The 1,715-nt window shown below is 62.2% G+C and carries 2 protein-coding genes and 1 pseudogene; all 3 read left to right on the plus strand.

Annotated features, from left to right (window positions below):
* A pseudogene (locus tag JQ558_RS36910) lies at positions 1–625 on the plus strand (hypothetical protein); the annotation flags it as partial.
* A gap of 1 nt (position 626) precedes the next feature.
* A complete protein-coding gene (locus JQ558_RS36915; protein WP_212274643.1) occupies positions 627–1,253 on the plus strand; it encodes a YtxH domain-containing protein in 627 nt (208 codons plus the stop codon).
* The gene (locus JQ558_RS36920; RefSeq protein WP_212296728.1) at positions 1,237–1,629 is read left to right on the plus strand and encodes a phage holin family protein; all 393 of its coding nucleotides are present in this window, start codon (positions 1,237–1,239) and stop codon (positions 1,627–1,629) included. Before JQ558_RS36915 ends, JQ558_RS36920 begins: the two co-directional genes overlap by 17 nt.
* The last annotated feature ends 86 nt before the right edge of the window (positions 1,630–1,715 follow it).

Consider the following 1,715-nt stretch of genomic DNA (forward strand, 5'->3'; position numbering starts at 1 on the left):
GATGGCGGAGCTCAATCTGGCAGACCGGCTAAAGGACTCGGCCGCCGCGGCAGGTGACGCGATCAACACGCGTGTCTGCGATATCAAAGACAGTGCGTCTGACCTTGCTGGTTCCGCGATGGATTCGTCGCGTGATATCGCCGCTGGTGCAGCCGCCGCCACGCGAAGCGCCGCCTCGTCGGCGGCGAATGCGGGGCTGGAAGCGGCCCGGGATGTTCGGGACAGGGCAGCGGATTATTCCAATCGCGCCGGAAAGACCATGTTGGATACGATCCAGCAGAATCCACTTCTGGTCGCCGGCGTCGGCCTGTTGGTCGGAGGTCTGATTGCGAGTGCGCTTCCCAAGAGTGAGTTGGAGGAAGATCTCGTCGGAGACGCAGCCGCGGCCGCCCGAAGGCGGGCGAGCGAGGCGGCTTCCAAAGGCTTCGACGCTGCCAAGGGCTTAGCGGGCGAAATTTTTGAAAACGTGGCGCGGCAGGCCGGCGCGGAAGGCCTGACCCCGGACAAGCTGGACGAGTCGGCAAGCGAGATCCTGCAACGCGTCAGGCGCGTGGCGGAAAGCGCTGTCACGACGGCGTTCGATCCGGACAAGACACCCCATTCACATCCCGGCGGAGGAAACTGACATGGCTGACCTCATTGGAACTGCACATCAAGGCACGGCGTCTTCCGGCCAGGACTCCGCAAGAGCGAAGTTTGACGACGCGGTTGCGTCAACGAAAAGTTTGAGCGAGCAGGCCATGTCGGCTGGCCGAGACCTCACCGACAAGGCGAAGGATCTTGCTGAAAGCTCGACCGACGCCATCAAGGGCCAAGCCTCCGATCTCGTCGATGCGGCCAAGGATGTTGCATCTCAGGCTACTGACAAGCTCAAGGACGCGGTCAACAGTCAAAAATCGTCCGGCGCGGAATACGTTGGCAACCTGGCGGATACAATGCGGCGCGCGGCACGGGAGTTCGATACGGATCTCCCGCTCGCGGGCACCTACATCCGGAAGGCGGCCTCCCAGATCGAGGGAGTTTCTGATCACATCCGCAACGGCAACCTGAACGACGTGGTCCGGAAAGCGCAATCCTTTGCGCGCCGTCAACCCACGGCCTTCCTTGGCTTGGCGGTCCTGGCGGGTTTTGGAGCCGTTCGGTTCCTCAAGAGCTCCTCCAGTGACGACGGCCCGAGTTCGCAAGTCCTGAGAACGGACAGCCGCTCCTCCGCAACAGACAACCGAGGGTACCGCGATGACTTCTCGAACTGATCGTTCGATCCCGGAACTGTTCAGCGATGCGGTCGGTCAGCTTGCAAAGCTGATCGGAAACGAATTTGCGCTGGCTCGCGCCGAACTGTCCGAAAAGGCCGGACAGGCCGGGAGAGCCGCCGCAATGATGGGTGCTGGGGCAGTCATCATGATTCCCGCGCTTGTCCTGCTGTTGTTTGCCGCGGCGGCTGCCCTCATACAGGGCGGCTTCTCCGAGCCCATCGCATATCTCATCGCCGGAGGCGGCGCAGCGGCCCTGTCGACCGCCCTCATCGTGGTGGGCCTTAACCGCCTCTCGGGCGATGCATTGAAGCCGACGGCAACGATTGAAGAAGTACAGCGTGACAAAGCGGCAGCGAGGGAGATGGTCCGATGACCGACATGACTGAAAAGGGCTCGGACTTTATCAAGGATCTTGGCAACGCAGCGCGCCGTAATCCGGTCTCCGCGGCACTCATCGGA

It is taken from the genome of Bradyrhizobium sp. AUGA SZCCT0160, from assembly GCF_018130105.1.
Lineage (GTDB): Bacteria > Pseudomonadota > Alphaproteobacteria > Rhizobiales > Xanthobacteraceae > Bradyrhizobium.